General features: G+C 72.5%; 17 protein-coding genes and 1 pseudogene. 9 read left to right on the top strand and 9 right to left on the bottom strand.

All coding sequences use genetic code 11. The features are described from left to right. Window positions 1-8: 8 nt before the first annotated feature. Window positions 9-815 (bottom strand): SGNH/GDSL hydrolase family protein, encoded by an 807-nt coding sequence (locus AB0398_RS24280; RefSeq protein WP_366377719.1) that lies wholly within the window; start codon window positions 813-815, stop codon window positions 9-11. Window positions 816-931: 116 nt separating this feature from the next. On the opposite strand from AB0398_RS24280, the gene AB0398_RS24275 reads away from it, so the two are divergent. Then, entirely contained in the window at window positions 932-1,702 is a 771-nt protein-coding gene (locus AB0398_RS24275; RefSeq protein ID WP_366377802.1) for a polysaccharide deacetylase family protein, read from the top strand. Window positions 1,703-1,775: 73 nt separating this feature from the next. Then, on the top strand, window positions 1,776-2,894 hold the full coding sequence (locus AB0398_RS24270) for a DUF5925 domain-containing protein (RefSeq protein ID WP_366377718.1): 1,119 nt from the start codon (window positions 1,776-1,778) through the stop codon (window positions 2,892-2,894). A gap of 77 nt (window positions 2,895-2,971) precedes the next feature. Here AB0398_RS24270 and AB0398_RS24265 read toward each other — a convergent pair whose 3' ends face one another. Beyond that, on the bottom strand, window positions 2,972-3,346 hold the full coding sequence (locus tag AB0398_RS24265; protein WP_053640167.1) for a GntR family transcriptional regulator: 375 nt from the start codon (window positions 3,344-3,346) through the stop codon (window positions 2,972-2,974). 73 nt (window positions 3,347-3,419) lie between these two features. Here AB0398_RS24265 and AB0398_RS24260 point away from each other — a divergent pair, with 73 nt between their 5' ends. Both AB0398_RS24260 and AB0398_RS24255 read left to right on the top strand, forming a co-directional pair. Next, window positions 3,420-4,343 carry a GNAT family N-acetyltransferase gene (locus AB0398_RS24260; RefSeq protein WP_366377717.1) on the top strand — a complete coding sequence of 308 codons (924 nt, stop codon included), beginning with the start codon at window positions 3,420-3,422 and terminating at the stop codon, window positions 4,341-4,343. Next, a complete protein-coding gene (locus AB0398_RS24255; RefSeq protein ID WP_366377716.1) occupies window positions 4,324-4,809 on the top strand; it encodes a DUF402 domain-containing protein in 486 nt (161 codons plus the stop codon). Before AB0398_RS24260 ends, AB0398_RS24255 begins: the two co-directional genes overlap by 20 nt. A gap of 5 nt (window positions 4,810-4,814) precedes the next feature. On the opposite strand, the gene AB0398_RS24250 is transcribed toward AB0398_RS24255, so the two are convergent. The 4 genes from AB0398_RS24250 to AB0398_RS24235 all read right to left on the bottom strand — a co-directional run bounded on the left by AB0398_RS24250 (window position 4,815) and on the right by AB0398_RS24235 (window position 8,354). Next, window positions 4,815-5,279, bottom strand: coding sequence for a DUF6299 family protein (locus AB0398_RS24250; RefSeq protein ID WP_366377715.1), 465 nt, complete (start codon window positions 5,277-5,279; stop codon window positions 4,815-4,817). 76 nt (window positions 5,280-5,355) lie between these two features. Beyond that, entirely contained in the window at window positions 5,356-6,861 is a 1,506-nt protein-coding gene (locus tag AB0398_RS24245; RefSeq protein ID WP_366377714.1) for a tripartite tricarboxylate transporter permease, read from the bottom strand. 3 nt (window positions 6,862-6,864) lie between these two features. Next, window positions 6,865-7,371 (bottom strand): tripartite tricarboxylate transporter TctB family protein, encoded by a 507-nt coding sequence (locus tag AB0398_RS24240; RefSeq protein WP_366377713.1) that lies wholly within the window; start codon window positions 7,369-7,371, stop codon window positions 6,865-6,867. Then, on the bottom strand, window positions 7,368-8,354 hold the full coding sequence (locus tag AB0398_RS24235) for a tripartite tricarboxylate transporter substrate binding protein (protein WP_366377712.1): 987 nt from the start codon (window positions 8,352-8,354) through the stop codon (window positions 7,368-7,370). The genes AB0398_RS24240 and AB0398_RS24235 overlap by 4 nt, the downstream gene beginning before the upstream one ends. Before the next feature lie 135 nt (window positions 8,355-8,489). On the opposite strand from AB0398_RS24235, the gene AB0398_RS24230 reads away from it, so the two are divergent. Both AB0398_RS24230 and AB0398_RS24225 read left to right on the top strand, forming a co-directional pair. Further along, entirely contained in the window at window positions 8,490-9,158 is a 669-nt protein-coding gene (locus AB0398_RS24230; RefSeq protein WP_366377711.1) for a response regulator, read from the top strand. 184 nt (window positions 9,159-9,342) lie between these two features. Continuing rightward, window positions 9,343-10,359: a lytic polysaccharide monooxygenase gene (locus tag AB0398_RS24225; protein WP_366377710.1), complete on the top strand. Its 1,017-nt coding sequence runs from the start codon at window positions 9,343-9,345 to the stop codon at window positions 10,357-10,359. A 63-nt stretch (window positions 10,360-10,422) separates the two neighbouring features. Here AB0398_RS24225 and AB0398_RS24220 read toward each other — a convergent pair whose 3' ends face one another. From AB0398_RS24220 to AB0398_RS24210, 3 genes and pseudogenes are all read right to left on the bottom strand, one after another. Then, the gene (locus AB0398_RS24220) at window positions 10,423-11,487 is read right to left on the bottom strand and encodes a hypothetical protein (RefSeq protein ID WP_366377709.1); all 1,065 of its coding nucleotides are present in this window, start codon (window positions 11,485-11,487) and stop codon (window positions 10,423-10,425) included. A 185-nt stretch (window positions 11,488-11,672) separates the two neighbouring features. Continuing rightward, on the bottom strand, window positions 11,673-12,554 hold the full coding sequence (locus AB0398_RS24215; RefSeq protein ID WP_366377708.1) for an alpha/beta fold hydrolase: 882 nt from the start codon (window positions 12,552-12,554) through the stop codon (window positions 11,673-11,675). Window positions 12,555-12,797: 243 nt separating this feature from the next. Next, window positions 12,798-13,874, bottom strand: a pseudogene (locus AB0398_RS24210) (transposase). A 495-nt stretch (window positions 13,875-14,369) separates the two neighbouring features. Here AB0398_RS24210 and AB0398_RS24205 point away from each other — a divergent pair. The 3 genes from AB0398_RS24205 (at window position 14,370) to AB0398_RS24195 (ending at window position 17,073) form a co-directional block, all read left to right on the top strand. Beyond that, window positions 14,370-15,065: a hypothetical protein gene (locus AB0398_RS24205; protein WP_366377707.1), complete on the top strand. Its 696-nt coding sequence runs from the start codon at window positions 14,370-14,372 to the stop codon at window positions 15,063-15,065. Window positions 15,066-15,259: 194 nt separating this feature from the next. Next, window positions 15,260-15,793: a toxin-antitoxin system, toxin component gene (locus AB0398_RS24200; protein ID WP_366377706.1), complete on the top strand. Its 534-nt coding sequence runs from the start codon at window positions 15,260-15,262 to the stop codon at window positions 15,791-15,793. Further along, a complete protein-coding gene (locus AB0398_RS24195; protein WP_366377705.1) occupies window positions 15,790-17,073 on the top strand; it encodes a DUF6545 domain-containing protein in 1,284 nt (427 codons plus the stop codon). The genes AB0398_RS24200 and AB0398_RS24195 overlap by 4 nt, the downstream gene beginning before the upstream one ends. Window positions 17,074-17,187 lie beyond the last annotated feature (114 nt).

Here is a 17,187-nt window from a genome sequence, read left to right as displayed (position 1 = left end):
CGTACCCGCTACACCGCGTTCCTGAACGGCGGCAGGTAGCCGCCGGACTGCCCGGCGGCGGTCGGGTGGTACGACTCGCCGATGTTGAGCCAGTTGACGCTGTGCAGCCAGGCCGAGCCGGAGCAGATCTCGTGCCCGGTGAAGGCGGAGGCGACGCCGGCGAAGGTGTAGCCGTGGTCGGCGGCGCGCTTGGCCACGGCCGCGTTGAGGTAGTCGGAGGCTCCGTTGATGGCGCGGCGCTCGCCCTCGCTCAGGCCGGCGACGCAGGTGCCGTTCAGCTGGTAGAAGCGCGGGTAGCCGAGGACGACCACGCGGGCGTTGGGCGCCTTGCCCCTGATGGCGTCGTACACGGAGTCGAGCTTGCCGGGCAGGGTGGAGTCGACGTAGGCCTTGGCCTGATTCACACGGTTGACGCAGGTGGACTCGGACTGGAGCACACAGGTGGTCATGACGTCGGCGAAACCGGCGTCATTTCCCCCGATCGTGATGGAGACCAGGTCGGTGGCGGTCGAGAGCGGTCCGAGCTGATTGGCGGTCACATCACCCGTTCGGGCGCCCGAGCAAGCGGTGAAGGCGAACGAGGAGGGGGCGTTCGCGTTCTTCCAGAGGACGGGGTACGCCTTCGTGGAGCGCTTGCAGTTGCCGCTGGCGCTGTCGTAGCTGCCGGCTCCGACGCCGGAGGAGTACGAGTCCCCCAGCGCCACGTAGTCGAGTGCGGCGGTCTCCGCGGCCTGAGCGGCTCCCGCCCCGGTGAGGGCGAGGACGGCGCCGAGCAGGAGGGCGGAGGAGAGGGCGGTGAATCGGGGCAGTCTCATGGAACCTCCCTGTAGCAGGATCTCTGCGTTACCAGGTAGTAGCAGCGGATCCGCCGCCCCGGAAGTGTTCATGTCAAAACTGGGGGTGAACTCCCTCCGACCCTCCGTCAAGGACCATCGAGATCCGGCCACTAGTCGACCGGGACCCGGCCCCCGCCGTCCTCGGGCTCTCCGTCACGCCCGAGGCGTTCGCCGCGCAGATGGCGGTGGTCGCCGAGCGGGGGTTCACGCCGCTGACCACCGCCGGGCTCGCCGCCGCCTGGCGGGACGGAACCCCGTTGCCCGCCCGGCCGCTGCTCATCACCTTCGACGACGGCTACGAGGGCGTGCACCGGCACGCCCTGCCGGTGCTGGCGAGGCACTCCTTCGCCAGCACCGTCTTCGTCTCCACCGGCTGGCTGCGCGGCGAGCACGACGGGGGCGGCGCGCCCGACACCATGCTCGACTGGGCGCAGGTGCGCGGACTGGCCGACGCCGGAACGGAGATCGGCGGGCACAGCCACAGCCATCCGCAGCTCGACCAGCTCGACGCGGAGCGGCTCCGGTTCGAGACGCTGCGCTGCCGGGAGATCGTCGGCGAGGATCTGGGCACCGCCCCCGTCTCCTTCGCCCACCCGTACGGGTACTCCAGCCGGCGGGTCCGCCGGGCGGTCCGGGAGGCCGGGTTCGCCCAGGCGCTCGCCGTCGGCAACGCGCTCGCCCGCCGCCGCCAGGGGCCGTACGCCCTGGAGCGGGTGACCGTGCGCCGGTCCACCGGCACCGAGGAGTTCGCCCGGCTGGTCGAGGGCCGCGCGATCGCCCGGAACTTCGCGGCCGACCGGGCCATGACCAAGGGGTACGCGCTCGTCCGGCGCGCCCGGGGCGCCCTGCGGGGCCACGGGATCTGACGTACCGCCACTCCGGCGACCGGGGGCGCGCCCCGCCCAAAAGACGGTGCGTCGCGCATCCGGTTGCCGGATCATGGGCGCCATGGCTGACACCCCACCGGTACCGTCCGAGCCGCAGCGGTCGCTGCCGATCCGGTTGAACCTCGACGACAGCGACGCGCCGTCGGACGTTGTCGACGCGCTGTTCCTCGGCCGCTTCGCGACCGGCGAGCAGCCGCACGCGCACAGCACCACCCTGGACCGGGTCAAGCCGGAGGCCACGCTGCTCCCGGCGGGCGCGCGCGTGCTGCGGGCCTCGAAGGACGACGACCGCAGCGCCCTGCTCGCCGAGGGCGAGGGCTGGACGCTCCTGGTCTCCCGCTGGAACCGGGGCGCGGACGTCACCGTGACGGCCACGGACGCGGAGCTGGCGACGCGGATCCTCGGCGAGGCCACGGAGGGGGCGAAGGACGAGCCGGAGCCGCAGCCCGAGAACGTGACGATGGGCTTCTGGTACGTGTCGCCCCGGCGCGGCCCGCACCGCACGACCCGGCAGATCAGCGCCGGGACGTGGGAGGAGGTCCGGTCCCACTACTCGGCGCCGGTGGCCGAGTCCATGGACCGGCTGATGAAGGTGACGCCCGACTCCATCGCGGGACGCCTCCTGCTGCTGCACGGGCCGCCGGGCACCGGCAAGACGTCCGCGCTGCGGACGCTGGCACGGTCCTGGCGGGACTGGTGCCAGGTGGACTGCGTGCTCGACCCGGAGCGGCTCTTCAACGACGTCGGCTATCTGATGGACATCGCCATCGGGGAGGACGAGGGCACGGCGAAGGGCCGCTGGCGGCTGCTGCTCCTGGAGGACTGCGACGAGCTGATCCGGGGCGAGGCGAAGCACACGGCGGGCCAGGCCCTGTCCCGGCTGCTCAACCTGACGGACGGACTGCTCGGGCAGGGGCGGAACGTACTGGTCGGGGTCACCACCAACGAGGACCTGGAGCGGCTGCACCCGGCCGTGGTCCGGCCGGGCCGCTGCCTGGCCCGCATCGAGGTGGGGCCGCTGAGCCGGGCCGAGTCGGTGGCGTGGCTCGGGCGCGAGGAGGACGTGCCGCGCGAGGGCGCGACGCTGGCGGAGCTGTTCGCGCTCCGTCGCGGCACGCCCCCGGCGGACCTTCCCGAGCCCCGCACGGCGGGGGCGGGGCTGTATCTGTAGCGCCCTTCGCAGGGCCCGGGACGTGTCCGGCGGATCAGGGCCGGGGCCACGACCCCTGATCCGCCGGACGACATCCCCTAGCCGTCGTACGCCGCCCGCAGGGCCTCGCTCATCGCCGCCTCGGCGGCCTCGCGGCTGAGGCCGAGGCGGCGGGTCTCCTCGGCGTACTGGGCGGCGGCGGTGGCGGCCCGGCGGCTGGCCGCGTCCCCGGCGGCGGCGACGAAGGTCCCGTGGCGTCCGCGCGTCTCGATGACCCCGTCCGCCTCCAGCGCCTTGTACGCCTTGGCGACCGTGTTCGCTGCGAGTCCCAACTGCTCCGCGAGCCCCCGTACCGTCGGCAGCTTGTAGCCGACCGGCAGTCCGCCCGACCGGGCCCGCTCCGAGATCTGGGCACGCAGTTGTTCATAGGGAGCGGTGGTGGATTCGTGGTCCACGACGATGGTGAGTGTCACCCGCCGATTCTGCCCCCACCCCGCCGGAAAAGGGGAGGCGGCGGTGCGCCCTCTGCCCGTAGCGTGCGCCCACATGACTGTGAACGTCCGTTACGTACGGGACGGGGACGCCGAGGGTTTCGCCCGGGTCCGCCGTGCCGCGCTCCCCTTCATGCTCGCGACCGCCGAGCAGTTCGCGTTCGACTGGGCGCACGCCCACCCCGACAGCCACGCGCGCCCGTTCGTGGCCGTGGCCGGGGACGGCGGGATCGTCGGGACCGTCCAGCTGCGGATCGCCCACGACTCGCCGGAGCCGGGCATCGGCTCCCTCAACGTGTACGTGGACCCCGCCCACCAGGGGCTCGGCGCGGGGACGCTGCTGCTGCGCGCCGCCGAGGAGCACCTGGCCGGACACGGCGCGCACACCCTCTACAGCTGGGTCCTGGACGCGCCGGGGCACCGGGCCTGGGCGGAGCGGCGGGGGTACTCCCCCAGCCGCTCGGCCCACTTCCTCCGGCTCGACCTGGCGCGGGCCGGGCTGCCGCCGCTCCAGGCGCCGCCCGCCGGCGTCGAGGTGCTCACGGCCGAGGACTTCGCGGCCGACCCCCGGCCGCTGTTCGAGCTGGACGCGGTGACGACCGCGGACGAGCCGGGCGACGTGTCGGTCGCGATGGACGACTACGCGCACTGGCGGGAGACCACCTGGGAGCACCCCCTCTTCGACCGGTCGCTGACGACGGTCGCGGTGGTGGACGGGGTGCCGGCCGCGTTCAGCGCGGCGCAGACGGACGGCGCGGGCCGGTACGCCACGGGGATGACGGGCACGGCCCCGGCCTTCCGGGGCCGTGGGCTCGCCAAGCTGGTGAAGAACGCGTCCCTGCACCGGGCCCGGGAGGCGGGCTGTACGGAGGCGTTCACCGGGAACGACGCGGGCAACGGGCCGATGCTGGCGATCAACGAGTGGTTCGGCTACGAGATCGCGGCGACGGAGGTGCGGCATGTCCGGACGCTCGGTTGAGGTCACCCTGACGAAGGCGGGCCGGACGAAGATCCGCTACCCGGCCGAGGTGCTCGTGGAGGAGCCGGGCCGGCTCTCGGTGCGCGCGCCGTGGGCGGCCGAGGGGGTGCGGGACTTCGGCTTCGTGCGGTTCGAGCCGGGCGACGTGTTCGTGGAGCACTACTGGCAAGGCCGCTGGTTCACGGTCAAGGAGGTGCGGTCCGCCGACGGCTCCCTCAAGGGCTGGTACTGCGACGTCACCCGGCCGCCGGTGATCGACGGCTCCGGGGTGGTGGTCGAGGACCTGGACCTGGACCTGTGGGTGTCGGCGGACGGCGGCGAGGTGCTGCGGCTCGACGAGGACGAGTTCGCGGCGAGCGGTCTCGCCGCCTCCGACCCGGAGGCGGCGGACCGGGCCGTGGCCGCCCTCGACGAGCTGGAGGCACTCGGCCGTGACGGTCTGATCGGCCTGCTGGACACTCCCTAGGGGTGTCAGCGCAGCTCGACGTCCGTCCTCTCGGTGACGAGGAAGCGGGGCAGCGGCAGGCCCGTCCCGCTGAGCTGGAGGAGGGTGGCCTCCACGCGGGCGGCGCCGGGGACGTAGGCGGGGTCCTTCACCACGGAGCGGTTGGTCCAGGTGTGGAGGTGTCCGTCGCAGACGGCCCGGGTGCCGCCGATGCCGGTGGAGCGGTCCCCCTGGACGAGGGTGGAGCTGACGAAGACGGGGCCCGCGCTGTCGTCGAGGCAGCGGTAGGTGCCGGAGAGGGTGACGGTGCTGTCGTCGGCGACGGTTCCGTACGCGTCGACGAAGAGGCCGTTGGTGAAGTGGCCGTCGCGGACGTGGCTCCCGGTGGGCCGGTCGGCGGCGTGGTGGCCGTCGGCCCCTCCCGCGTGGGCGAGGGGGACGACGGCGGCGGTGAGCAGGGCGGCTGCGGCAAGAACGAGCCGGACGCGCATGAGGGGGTCCCTTCGGGGGTGGGGGATGGTACTGCCCGCCAGGGATACCCGGATCCGGCCGTCAGATGGCCGAAGTTCATCCCTTCGGTGGGGCGGGGGCCGTGCGCCGGGGGAACGCCCGCCGCAGGAGCGGCCAGGCGAGCAGGAGGGCGACGACCGCGTACACGGTGATCGAGAACGGGGTGTTCACGAGCCCGGCCGGGGAGCCGTCGCTGATCTGGAGGGCGCGGCGCAGCTGCTGTTCGGCGGCCGGGCCGAGGATGACGCCGATGACGGCGGGCAGCACCGGCAGGCCGTAGCGGCGCATCCCGAGGCCGATCAGGCCGATGACGAGCAGGACGACCAGGTCGAGCGCCTCGCCGCCCACCGCGTACGCGCCGACGGCGGCGAAGAAGAGGATGCCGGCGTAGAGGTACGGGCGGGGGATGCGCAGCAGTCTGGCCCAGACGGGGGCGAGCGGCAGGTTGAGCGCGAGCAGCAGCACCATGCCGACGAAGAGCGAGGCGATCAGGCCCCACACGAGCTCGGGCTCCCGCTCGAAGAGCAGCGGGCCGGGCTGGATGCCGTACTGCTGGAACGCGGCCAGCATCACGGCGGCGACGGCGGTGGTGGGCAGGCCGAGGGTCAGCATGGAGACGAGCGTGCCGGCGGCGGAGGCGGAGGCCGCCGCCTCGGGTCCGGCGACGCCCTCGACGGCGCCCCTGCCGAACTCGTCCCTGTGCTTCGAGAGCCGCTTCTCGGTGACGTACGAGAGGAAGGTCGGGATCTCGGCGCCGCCGGCCGGGATGGCGCCGAAGGGGAAGCCGATGAACGGGCCGCGCAGCCAGGGCTTCCAGGTGCGCTTCACGTCCTCCCGGCCCAGCCAGGGGCGGCCGACCGGGATGGCCTCGCCCGCCGTGCGGCGCAGGTGCGCGGCGACCCACAGGGCCTCGCCGATGGCGAAGAGGCCGACCGCGACGATGACGACGTCCACGCCGTCGGCGAGCTGGAGCGAGCCGAAGGTGAGGCGCTGCTGTCCGGTCATCGAGTCCAGGCCGACCAGGCCGATGGTGAGGCCGATCAGCAGGGAGGCGAGGCCGCGGACGCGGGAGGAGCCGAGGACGGAGGTCACCGCGATGAAGGCGAGGACCATGAGGGCGAGGTAGTCGGGGGCGCCGATGTCGACGGCGAGCGCGGCGACGGTCGGGGCGAGGACGACGAGCAGGATCGTGCCGATCATGCCGCCGGCGAAGTGTCCGACGGCCGCGGCGGCGAGCGCCTGCGCGCCCCGGCCGGCCTTGGCCATCGGGTTGCCCTCGATGGCGGCGACGACGGCCGCGCTCTCGCCGGGGGTGTTGAGCAGGATGGAGGTGGTGGAGCCGCCGAACATGGCGCCGTAGTAGATGCCGGCGAACATGATGAAGGCGCCGGTCGGGTCGAGTCCGTAGGTCACCGGGAGCAGCAGGGCGACGGCCATGGCGGGGCCGATGCCGGGCAGGACGCCGATGGCGGTGCCGAGGAGCACGCCGAGGGCGGCCCAGAGCAGGTTCATCGGGGTGAGGGCGGTCCCGAAGCCGTCGATGAGGGAGTTCAGGGAATCCACGGGTCAGATCACTCCCATCAGCGGGCCGCCGGGCAGCGGGACGCCGAGCAGCTTGTCGAAGACGGCGTAGGTGAGGAGCGACAGGGCCGCCGCGATCAGCGGGTCGCGGGGGAGGTGGCGGCTGCCGAGGGCGTAGGCCGCGCCCCAGAAGAGGAGGGCGCCGGCGACGGGGAAGCCGACGGGGCCGATGAGGACGGCGAAGCCGAGGAAGACGCCGGCCAGGAGCAGGACGGTGCGCCAGTCGGCGGGTTCGGTCAGGTCGACGTCCTCGCCGGTCTCGGCCTCGCCGCGGCCGCCGCGCAGGACGTCGACGGTGAGGAGGACGGAGACGACGAGGAGGCCGCAGCCGACGACGAGGGGCACGGTGGCGGGGCCGACCGGGCCGCGGCCGGTGACGGTGTCGTCGAGGGTGAGGGCGTCGGTGAGGACGAGCACGCCGAGGAGGAAGAGGAGGGCTCCGACGCCGAGTTCGGAGCGTCCGCGCAGCCAGGGGGGAACGGTCGGCTTCACAGTCCCAGCTCCTTCAGTACGGAGGCGACGCGCCGGTCCTGCTCGGTGAGGAAGTCGCCGAAGCGCTCGCCGGGGAGGAAGGCGTCGTCCCAGCCGTGGGTCTGCATCGACGCGCGCCACTGCGGGGAGTCGTGCAGGGCGGTGACGAGGGCGACGAGCTTGTCGCGCTCGGCGTCGGAGAGGCCGGGCGGGGCGACGATGCCGCGCCAGTTGGTGAACTCGGTGTCGAGTCCCGCCTCGCGGAGGGTGGGGGCGTCGAGGCCGGGGACGCGCTTCGGGCCGGTGACGGCGAGCAGGCGCAGTTCGCCGGCCTCGATCTGGTCGAGGTACTCGCCGACGCCGGAGACGCCGAAGGCGACCTTGTTCCCGAGGATGGAGGCGAGGAGTTCGCCGCCGCCGTCGAAGGGGACGTAGTTGACGTCCTTGGGGGCTATGCCGGCGGCGCGGGCCATCAGCATGGGGGCGAGGTGGTCGGGACCGCCGGGCGAGGAGCCGCCGCCGACGGGCAGCTTGCCGGGATCCTTCTTCCAGGCCGCGAGCAGGTCCCCGATCGTCTTGTACGGGGAGTCCTTGCCGACCACGACGATGTCCTGCTCCTCGGTGAGCCGGGCGATCGGGGTGGTGTCGGCGAGGGTGCTCGGGGTCTTGTTGGTGTGGAGGGCGCCGACGACGCCGAGGCCCATGGACATGGCGAGGCGTCCGTTGCCGCGTTCGCCGACGAGCCGGGTGAGGCCGACGGTGCCGCCCGCGCCGGGCAGGTTGAAGACCTCGACGTCGCCGGTGAGTCCGGCCTCCTCGGCGTTCTTGGCGACGGTGCGGGCGGTGATGTCGTAGCCGCCGCCGGGGGTGTTGGGGACCATGAAGCGCAGGCCGGGGATCCGCGTGCCGGTGGTGTCGGAGCCGCTGCCCGGGCTGAGCAGCGGCGGACCCACCAGCACGAGCAGCACCGCTCCGAGGAGGGCGAAGGGGGTGCGCAACCGCACGTGTGCCGCCTCTCAGGTAGGAGGGAAAAGGGGGTGTGAGGTGGCCCACATGTTGCCCGCGCGTTAAGAAGCTGTCTCTCTTCCGCAACCAACGGACGTTGTGGTCGTTGTGGTCGGGATCTAGCGTGGGTCGGCGTGACGAAGGTGCTGGTGGTCGACGACGACTTCATGGTCGCCAAGCTGCACTGCCGCTATGTGTCGGCGGTGGCGGGCTTCACGGTGGCCGGGGTCGCGCACAGCGGCGCCGAGGCCCTGCGGGCGGCCGAGCGGCTGCGGCCCGACCTGGTGCTGCTCGACGTGTTCCTGCCCGACATGGACGGCGTCCGGGTGCTGCGGGAGCTGCGCGCGGCGGGACACGGCACGGACGCGCTCTTCATCACGGCGGCGCGGGACGCGGGGACGATCCGCTCGGCGCTGCGGGCCGGGGCGCTGCACTATCTGATCAAGCCGTTCAGCCAGGCGGCGCTGCACGAGCAGCTGCGGCACGTGGCCTCGCTGCGCAGCCGTCTCGACGACCTGGACGAGGCCCGGCAGGAGGACGTCGACCAGATCTTCGGCGCCCGTCCGCGCGGCTCCCGCGAACTCCCCAAGGGCCTCGCCGCCCCCACGGCCGACCTGGTCGACTCGGTCCTGCGCGCCCACCCGGAGGGCCTCTCGGCGGCGGAGTGCGCCGAGGCGGGCTCCCTGTCCCGGGTGAGCGCCCGCCGCTACCTGGAGTACTTCGCGGAGACGGGCCGCGCGGAGGTCACCCTCCGCTACGGCGGCACGGGCCGCCCGGAACGGCGCTACCGGCGGCTGGGCTGACGGGACTCCCGCGAGGGGCGGGCCGGGGCGGCTCGGGGCCGGTTCCTCAGGCGTCGCTTAGCGGTTCCTTAAAGGGGTCCTAAGGATGCCCGCCTGCCGCTCCTCGCGGGCTTTCCCGCGGTTCCGGGCGGCTAGCTTGCTGGGCAACCCCCCACGTTCGTCCTCGTGAAGGAGCTGTCCTCCCATGACCTCTCGCCGTTCGGCCGCAGTCGTCACCGCCGGTACCGTGCTGGCCCTGTCGGGGCTCTCGGCGGCCCCCGCGTCCGCGCACGGGTCGATGACGGATCCGGTGAGCCGGGTCTCGGCCTGTTACGCGGAGGGGCCGGAGTCCCCGAAGTCGGCGGCCTGCAAGGCGGCGGTGGCGGCGAGCGGGACGCAGGCGTTCTACGACTGGAACGCGGTGAACATCGCGAACGCGGCCGGGCAGCACCGGCGGCTGATCCCGGACGGCGAGCTGTGCAGCGCGGGCAACGACAAGTACCGCGGCCTCGACCTGGCGCGGACCGACTGGCCGGCGAGCAGACTGAGCTCCGGAACGCACACCTTCCACTACAAGGGGACCGCGCCGCACCGGGGTTCCTTCGAGCTGTACGTGACGAAGGACGGCTACGACCCGTCGAAGCCGCTGAAGTGGTCGGACCTGGAGGCGAAGCCGTTCCTGACGGTGACCGACCCGGGCATGCGGAACGGCGACTACGTCTTCCGGGGGACCGTGCCGAAGAAGTCCGGCCGCCACCTGATCTACTCGATCTGGCAGCGCTCCGACTCCCCCGAGGCCTTCTACACCTGCTCCGACGTGGTGTTCGGCAAGGACGGCGGCTCCCCGGTGCCGAGCGCCTCCGCGCCCACCGAGCAGCAGATCGAGGACGGCGCGGACCACTCCTCGGTCGAGCACGGCGGGCACGGGGACGACGACCCGGCGACCGGCGCCGGGGACACGGGCGCCGGGAGCGAGGATGCCGGGAGCAAGGGTGCCGAGGGTGCGACGGCTCCGTCCGCGGCCCCCGCGTCGTCCTCCCCGGCGACCGCCGCCCCGGCCGAGCCCAACGCGCCCGCCCCCGCCGGTGCGTCCGGCTCCGGTGTGGAGCTGGCCGAGACCGGGGGCGACTCCAGCACCCCGTACCTCGCGATCGGCGGCGCCGCCGTGCTCGCGGTCGGCGCGGCCGTGCTCTTCGGTGCCGCCCGGCGCCGCCGGGCCTGACGCCCGTCCGCCCGGGCAGCACCGTGGCTGTCCGGGCGGAGACGGTTACCGGGGGCCGGTGCGTCAGGCGTTGTCCGCCGTGCCGGCCGCCCTCGTGTGCCGGACCACGGTCGAGGCCGCCATGGCGACGACGGCCACGGCGCCCAGCAGGGCCAGCGCCTTCGCCCAGGCGGACGTGGCGCCGAGGCTGCCGCCCAGCAGGTCGACGGCGCGGGCGCTCGCGACTCCGTGGAGCGCGATGACGGCGACGCCGATGCCCGCGGCGGCGGCCCAGGCCACCAGGGTGTCCCGTGCCGCGAGCCAGGCGCCGCCCACCAGGCAGAGCACGGTGACGACCACGGACAGCGTCTCCGTGTCACCGCCCGAGCGCAGGCCCGTGAGGTCCGTCGGCAGATGGACGAGGCCGCAGGCGGCCAGGGCGAGCGCCGCGGGCCAGCGCAGCACCGACCGCAGCGCCGGGGAGGTGCTGTGGCTGCCGGGCCCCACGGCCAGCGCGCGGTCCAGGTGCGACCCGGTCCGCTCGGCGGCGGACCGGGGTCGCTTCGGGGCGGCGGCCGGGGCGGCGGCGGGCCGGGGGGCCGCCGGGCCCGTGTCCTCGGTGCCGAGGATGCCGACGAGCCGTACCACGTCCTCGATCGGCCGGCCCACCGCCGCGGCGCGCAGCGTGGTCTCCGCCTCGTGGAGGTCGTACCCGGAGGCGTTCAGGAGGGCGACCAGCTCCCGCACCTCCTCCAGGGGGCGGGTGACGGCGGCCGCGCGGAGCGCCACGTCCGCGGGGCTGGAGAGTTCGCCGGTCTCCTGGAGCCGGGCCACGAGCGCGGCGACCTCCTCCACCGGGCGCTCGGTCGCCGCCGTCGTCAGGAGCGTGCGGACCGCCTCGTCGCCGCTCTCGTCCTGATCGGGAGCCTCCTGCTCGACCGGGGCCTCCCCGGCGTCCGGGACCTGCTCGGCGTCCGGGACCTCCGCGGCGAGCGGGGGCTCTCCGGCGGCCGGGGTCTCCCACCCGGCCGTGGCTCCCCCGGCCGTCGGCGGCTCCGCCGTGTGGTCCGTGGGAGGTCGTATCTCCGCGCCCGCTCCCGCTTCCGCGCCGTCCTTGGTGGTCTGGATCTGGGGCAGTTCGGTGGTCATGTCACAAGCTCCGTTCGTGGACGCCTTCGGGACGCCCACCATGGCTGTCTCACGATGTGCCAGAAACGCACACCTGATGACATCTAGCGCCCATTTGGTGGTATTGCGCCATCAGAGGGCGTTTCCATTGGGCCGACGGAGCGAAGAGGAGCACGGCCGGGGCCCCGGGGGCCCCGGCCGCCGCGCTAGCCGACCACGGAGAGGCAGGTGGTCGGGGTCGCGCGGGCCGGGTCGAGGGCGTTGGCGACCTCGTGGAAGGTGACCCGGTCCACCGTGCCGATCGCCACGTGCTCGGACAGGTCGAGCGCGCACTTGTCCTGGATGAGGACGTTGGTGACGTTCGGGCCGCTCAGGAACTGCGAGCGGTACGGCGTGACGACCTCGTCGTACTTGGTCGCGATGACGTGGTAGCGGACCCCCGGCACGGTGTCGCCGCCCTGGTTGAGCCTGGTGACGAAGGGCGAGCCGGCGACCTGGTCGGCGAGGCCCGGGGTGCTGGAGCTGATGAAGTCCTCGACCCCGGGGAAGTACGGCAGGAGCCTGGTGAGGCCGAGCAGGGTGGTGCCGTGGTTGTTCGGGGCGATGCCGACGAGCGCGTTCACCTTGTCGGCCCCGCCGAGGAACTTCAGGTACCAGCGGGGCATCATGCCGCCCTGCGAGTGTCCGACGAGGTCGGCCTCGGGGGCGCCGGTGGCGGCGAGGACCCGGTCGACGTAGGTGGCGAGCTGCCCGGCGGAGGCCTCGACGGGGCCGAGGCCGTGGAAGAAGGGCACGTCGGGGAGCTGCCCGTAGTCGAGCGAGAAGACGCAGTACCCGCGGTTGACGAGGTACGGCGCGAGGCCGAGCCAGTTGTCGACGGAGTTGCCGAAGGTGCCGTGGACGAGGACGACGGGGCGCGGGTGCGTGGCGGAGGGCTTGCAGGAGAAGTCGTTCCAGCCGCGGCTGGGCGCGGCGGCGACGGTCCCGGCCCGGTCGGGGGCGGCGGAGGCGGCGGTGGGGGCGAGGGTGGCGGCGGCGGTCAGCAGCAGGACGGACAGCGCTCTGACGGCGTGCTTCCAGGGCAGCATCGGGCGATCTCCTTGCGGCTCAAGGGGAAAGGTGGGGTGCTACGCCCTGCGGTCCGGACCACAAGTGGGGATGCGCTCCAGCCAAGCTACGCACGGGTAGCCACGGCTGGGAAGTTACGCGTCGGTAAAAAGTGATGCGCCGTCATGACCATCTGATAATGCGGTAGTTGGGCGCGGAGTCGTGGACGGAATGCGGGAAGGCCCCGGCACAGGTGGATGCCGTTGGTTGATTCGGGGCTCTGATCACTTCGCCCCGTCGAGCACGAGTTCGGCGGGGTGAAGTGCTGCGAAGTGGCTGGTGCGGGTCCGGGCTCGTGGTGTGTTGGTGAGGTGTGCGTCGATGCGGGTGAGGTTGATCGCGGCGCCGGTGATCTGGTGTTGGAGGCTGGTCTTCGCCAGGCCGCGGTAGCGGGATCTGCGCGGGCCGCAGTGCCCGACGGCTGCGGTAGCGGGATCTGCGCAGGCCGTAGTGCCCGACGGCCTGGGAGACGGTGCCCTCGACACCGGCACGGATCTTGTAGCGGTTCTTCCAGGCGTCGGTCCGCTGCTCGTTTCGGGCGGCTTGGACGGCTGCGTGTTCGTCCCGGTGCCGGAGGTTGAGTTCACGGCGTTCGGCCTTGGGTGAGCTGACGCGTTCACACAGATGGGGCACGTCTCGCAGGTCTTGGCGACACGGGCCTTGTAGCCGTCCCACATGGTGTCGCGTTTGACGCTGCCCCGGGCCTCACGGTCGTAGGGGGTCACCAGACGCATCGGGCCCGGCGGCCGGTCTTTTGGGTCCCGCCGCGTCACCTCGCCCTCCACCACGCGGAAGTACCGAAGCCACGTCTGCCGCAGGATCTCCACCTCCTCAGCGAGCGCAGGTCATGCGGTGCGTCGGCAGCGAGGAACGCCTCAAGCAGCCGCATCCCGTCCCTGCCGATCCGCAGGCCCACCTCGTTCCGCTTGGTGCGGGCCTCGGGGAAACGGGTGCCCTAGGCCCGGGTGGCGTAGTGCCGGAACCAGTCCGGCATCGAAACCCGAGGCCATCAGTTCCAGAGCGAGGGCGTACTTGAAGTCGCCCCTCGCCCGCACCGCCTCCGCAGCCTGCCGGTCGGTGAACCCCTCCACGAACTGCAAGACCAGCACCATCGCCAGCCGGCCCGGCGACCAGGCCGGTTTTCCCCACGCCGGAAACAGGTCCGCGAACTCCTCGTCCGTGAAAAGCGATCCCAGCTCGCCCCTCACCCGGATCGCCGGACTCCCCTTCGGGAACGCCGCCCGCACCACCCGCATCGCCTCAGCCGGGATTTCCCCCGACCCCTTCGGCCGCATAGACATCGACACTCACCCCACACGACGACGTCGGCCCTGAATTAACCAACGGCATCCCATGGGCGACCCGAAGCCTTCGCCGTCTGCACTTCGCCGACCGTCCTCCAACGACCGCCGGAGCCTGCTGAGGTGAACCGTGCGCGAGCCGTGGAGTTCCGCAGGGTCCGGACTCCCCGTCGGCGGGGCCGGGGGGCCACCGGGGACGGCTTCCCCGACCCCGTCGTGCAGTGCGCCGACGCACGGTACCGGTACGACGGCGTTCCCAACACGCCCGCGGCCGTGCGGCCGCCCGTCAGGCACCGGATCCCTCGACTGGGGACGGCCCGCAGCCGTCACGCGGCTCCGCCGCCCGTGTATGTGCGTGCACACGGCGTGGTTCGCGCTCGGCGATCACCACAACGGTGGTTGATACTGGCTAAATTATGGTTGCCCGGCTTAGGTTCGGGTACTACTGTCGACGTCACAAGTAGTCCGTTCAACCAAAGTCGACCGGGAGTCTGCGTGAGCGAGCGGCCCGTACCGGATCCCGTCGAGACCGCGCGGCGGATCGCCGCGCTGGCGGAGCGGGTCGGGATCGAGCGTGCGGACGTCCTGCGGGTCGAGGGGGAGGCCGGCTTGTCCTTCGCCTCGGGGTTGCCCGCGGAGGACGTCGAGGCGCTGCTGCGCGGCGAGCAGGTGCCGGCGCCCCAGCCCTCCCGCGACGCGGCGGTGGAACTGGAGGACCGGCACCGTCAGGTGGTCGACAGGATCCTCTTCCTCCGCAAGACTCGACTGAAGGTGTTCCCCGACGGAACCCGCCGCGTGTACTCCCTCGCCGAGATCGCGGCCGGGGCGGGGACGAGCGCCCAGTGGCTCGACAAGATGATCAAGGCGGGGAAGGCTCCGAACCTCGATCACGCCGCCGGCATCGCCGACTTCTTCGGCGAGAAGATCGAGTTCCTGGTGGCCCCGCCGGCCGAGGCCCTGGAGAGGGTCCTCCAGCAGATCCACAAGGATCTCCTGGAGCGCACCGTCGAGCGCCAGGACGAGGACCTCGCACGCCTCAAGAACGCCGGCCCCGTCGACTCCGAACTCGGCATCGTCGGGTACGCCGCCCGCGCCCTGGCCGACGTACCCGACGACACCGCACAGCCGCTCATCGCCCTGATCGAATCCGTGGCCAGGCGGGCCCGTGAGGAACGCACCCGGGAGAAGTGAGCGGAGGCCGACGCCCGTCGGCCGGTGTGACGCCAACCGAGCGGCAGGACCACGCCTTTCCCTCGCCCCGGGCGCCCCGATGACGTGACGCCCACCGGAGGGCGTCGGGCCGGAAGGGGTACGGTGCACCTGCACAGGTTCCGCAGGGTTCCTTACGGGTTCGGCACACCAGGGGGTGGGGAGTGGGATACGCCATGGGTATCTCGCGCGAGATGAGGCGCTACCGCGACCAACTGTTCAAGGGGGTCGGGGATCCGGTGCCGCGCGACTCCCACGAACTGCTCAAGGCGTTGTGCAGCCACCTGACGACGTGCACGGGTCGCGAAGTACGGCTGATGTTCGAGTCGTTCCCGGCCGACACGGTCAGTGGGCTCTGGGTCGACCTGGGCGACTTCGACCTGATCGCGGTGGAGGCGAACACGGCGCCGCTGCACCAGATCGTGATCGCGGGTCACGAACTCTGGCACCACAAGGAGGGCCACTGCGGCCACGGCGCCAGCCCCGCCGGCGCCGCCGCGGCGGCACGCATGCTCGGGGACCGGTGGTCTGTCAGCGATGCGATCGCCCATGTCGCCGCGCGCGGAGACACCGACCTCGACGAGGAACGCCGTGCGGAAACGTTCGGCCGCCTGCTGGCCGCCAAGTTCCTCCCGTACATGGAGGGGGACCGCGGACGACCACCCGCGGACGGCGTCGTCGGCCGCATCCAGGCATCGCTGAAGGGTTGAACGTGCAAGACGGCGTCAACTACTACATATCGGTGGCCGCGCTGGTGATCGCCCTCCTGGTGAAGTTGCCCGCGCTGATCAGGGACTGGCGCAGCCCGATGGTCCGCGTGGGCAACGCCCTCCTGCTGATGCCCGCCGGGGCCTTACTCTTCTCGGCTCCGCCGACGATCACCTTCGTCAACCGGACCACCGGCGTCAGCAACCTCTCGGCCGTACTGGTGCACTGCTTCCTGTGCGGCTTTTCCTGTGCCTGTCTGGTGTTGGTGGAGTACTGGCGGGGCGACTCCGACGGGTGGGCCCGCACCAGGCGACGGGTCCGCACCTGGCTCCTGGCGTACGGCACGGTGGTGGCCTCCGTCATCGGCTTCTTCGCACTGGGAGACACACCGGTCGAGCGACCGAGGGACTTCGACACCTACTACGCCACCACCCCCTTCATCCGCGAGATGCTCGTCCTCTACCTCCTCGCCCTCGTCGTGGCCGGCAGCGTCACGATGAGGGCGTGCTGGCGTTGGGCCGTCGAGATCAGCAGGTCCGACGGCAGCCCGGACGCCCCCGGAGGGAGCACCTCGTTGCGGGCGGGGCTGCTGGCCCTCGTTGTCGTCAACCTGGGCGGTGCCGTCTTCGGAGTGTCCAAGCTGTTCGCGATCTTCGCGCGATGGACCGGGAACGACTGGGACCGCCTCAACGAGGGTGTGGCACTGCTCGTCTCCCTGATCGGCGTGATGATCGGTTTGAGCTTCCTGGTGCCGATGTTCGGTCCGCAGTTCGCCGAACGGATCTGGCGCCCGGTGCTCTCCCTCATCGCGCTGCGACCGCTGTGGCGCCTCGCGTCCCGCCCGACCACCGGTGCGGCCAACCCGCTGTTGCTGGACACACGGTGGTACGCGGGGCCCGAGCAGCGGGTGCTGTCGCAGCTCACGAGCATCCACGACTGGATGCTCAGACTGCGCGTCCACTACCGCGACGACGTGCGCGCTGCGGCCCGCCTACGGGCCGAGGAGGACGGGCGAGGGGAGCACGAGGCCGTGGCCTTGGGTCTCGCCGCCATGCTCCGGGCCGCGGCCGCCGACCGCGCCCGCAGGGCTCCGACCAGCGACGAGCAGAGCGCCAGGGCTGCCTTGGCGCTGCGCGCGGCGGAGGCGGAATACCCCGACCTGATCGTTCGCATCTCCCGTGCGATGCCCTGTGTGTCCGATCCGCAGGACGCCGACGCAATACCGGACGCACTCAGCTCCGGCACCTCGTCGTCGCGCGCGTCCACCCCGGCGCAGCGGTAACGCTCAGCAGGCCCGGCGGTGGAGCTCAGCAGGCGCGGTGGAAGGGCCGAGCAGGCCAAGCAGACCTCGTAGGCCCCGAAGATCCCGTAGACCCCAAGACAGTAGGCCCCGACC

This window comes from Streptomyces sp. NPDC086147, from assembly GCF_040702165.1.
GTDB lineage: Bacteria > Actinomycetota > Actinomycetes > Streptomycetales > Streptomycetaceae > Streptomyces.
The sequence above is the reverse complement of the archived record's forward strand: the minus strand, read 5'-3'. Positions and strand labels throughout refer to the sequence as shown.

Excerpts from the sequence above, each read along its gene's own strand:
- AB0398_RS24280 (WP_366377719.1), bottom strand. The coding sequence starts at position 815 with ATGAGACTGCCCCGATTCACCGCCCTCTCCTCCGCCCTCCTGCTCGGC.
- AB0398_RS24200 (WP_366377706.1), top strand. The coding sequence starts at position 15,260 with ATGGGTATCTCGCGCGAGATGAGGCGCTACCGCGACCAACTGTTCAAG.
- AB0398_RS24220 (WP_366377709.1), bottom strand. The coding sequence starts at position 11,487 with ATGACCACCGAACTGCCCCAGATCCAGACCACCAAGGACGGCGCGGAA.
- AB0398_RS24270 (WP_366377718.1), top strand. The coding sequence starts at position 1,776 with ATGGGCGCCATGGCTGACACCCCACCGGTACCGTCCGAGCCGCAGCGG.
- AB0398_RS24250 (WP_366377715.1), bottom strand. The coding sequence starts at position 5,279 with ATGCGCGTCCGGCTCGTTCTTGCCGCAGCCGCCCTGCTCACCGCCGCC.
- AB0398_RS24260 (WP_366377717.1), top strand. The coding sequence starts at position 3,420 with ATGACTGTGAACGTCCGTTACGTACGGGACGGGGACGCCGAGGGTTTC.
- AB0398_RS24225 (WP_366377710.1), top strand. The coding sequence starts at position 9,343 with ATGACCTCTCGCCGTTCGGCCGCAGTCGTCACCGCCGGTACCGTGCTG.
- AB0398_RS24215 (WP_366377708.1), bottom strand. The coding sequence starts at position 12,554 with ATGCTGCCCTGGAAGCACGCCGTCAGAGCGCTGTCCGTCCTGCTGCTG.
- AB0398_RS24255 (WP_366377716.1), top strand. The coding sequence starts at position 4,324 with ATGTCCGGACGCTCGGTTGAGGTCACCCTGACGAAGGCGGGCCGGACG.